The organism is Streptomyces sp. FH025, from assembly GCF_017427025.1.
In the GTDB taxonomy this organism is placed as follows: domain Bacteria; phylum Actinomycetota; class Actinomycetes; order Streptomycetales; family Streptomycetaceae; genus Kitasatospora.
On the sequence record NZ_JAFLNG010001206.1, the window covers coordinates 1 to 1,141 of the forward strand.

Sequence of the window (1,141 nt, forward strand, 5' to 3'; positions counted from 1 at the left end):
TGACGAGGGGGGTGGGGCATGACTCCACTGGGTCTGCATGTGGCCACGTGGTGGGGGATCCTGGCGCTGGCGATGGGGCTGTACTGGGTGTTGCTGGTGCCGCCGATGCCCACGCGGGAGTACCGGTGGCGGACGGCGTTGGCGCCGGTCGTGGTGGGGATCTTCGCGTACCTCCACTACCTGGTGAAGCACTGGGAGCCGGCGACCGTCCTGATGATGTGCACGACGCTCGTCCTGGTGTTCCCGCTGGGCATCGTCGGCCACCGCAGGAAGCTGGCCCGGCGGCTGATGGAGGCGAAGGCGAGGGGCGCGTCGGAGGACGAGGCCATGACGCCGGGCGTCTTCTACCAGATGATCCTGGCCGTTGGCGTGATGATGACGGCGTTCTTCGTGCTGAAGCCGTAGCCGCGAGCGAGTGAGCGAGCGCGCACGGCGGGGCGGCGTACGGCCGGGTGGCCGTACGCCGCTCGTCTGCCTCCGGTGGTGCCGGGGGCGTCAGTTGACGTACAGGAGCGGGCTGCCGGCGACGGAGCTGTCGGCGACCGGGCCGTAGGTGGCGCTGAAGTAGCCGGTCGAGAAGCACAGGCTCGGGCCGGAGACCAGGGTGAACGCCTGGCGGGAGAAGCCGATGGTGTTGCCGGTGTTCGAGGCGGTGCCCGAAATGCCGGTGCTGTTCTGGTAGTTGCAGCTGATGCTGCCCAGGATGGTGTTGAGCACCACGGTGGTGCCCATCACGCCGGCCGAGCCGGGGGTGAGCGAGACCGGGTAGCCCGCGGCGTCGCTGACCGTGTTGGTGAACGGCAGGCTGGTGACGGTGACGCTGCGCACGCCCGTCACGCCGATGACGTTGGACGTGCAGGAGCCGAAGGTCTGGGTGTTGAGCTGCTCGACCGCGCTGCCGGGGGCGGCGGGGTTGGACGTCACGGTCGCGGAGAAGGAGGAGCTGGCACAGCTGACGCCGCTGGTCCCGGTGGCACTGCTGTAGAAGGTGGCGGCGGTGCCGGAGACCAGGCTCGCGGTGAGGGTGTCGCCGACGGAGACGGCCGGCCCGGTGGGGCCGCCGGTGGTCAGGACGGCGGTGGCGGCGGCGTGGGCCGGGACCACTGCGGCGCCGGTGAGGGCGAGGGCGCTGAGGGATGCG

The 1,141-nt window shown here is 70.8% G+C and carries 2 protein-coding genes; one reads left to right on the forward strand and one right to left on the reverse strand.

Features of this window, described 5'->3' with window-relative positions; all coding sequences use genetic code 11:
- Positions 1 to 18: 18 nt before the first annotated feature.
- Positions 19 to 405, forward strand: coding sequence for a hypothetical protein (locus tag J0670_RS38440; protein WP_207817405.1), 387 nt, complete (start codon positions 19 to 21; stop codon positions 403 to 405).
- 90 nt (positions 406 to 495) lie between these two features.
- Here the strand turns inward: J0670_RS38440 and J0670_RS38445 are convergent.
- The coding region (locus J0670_RS38445; protein WP_207817406.1) for a Tat pathway signal sequence domain protein at positions 496 to 1,141 on the reverse strand (646 nt) is incomplete at its 5' end.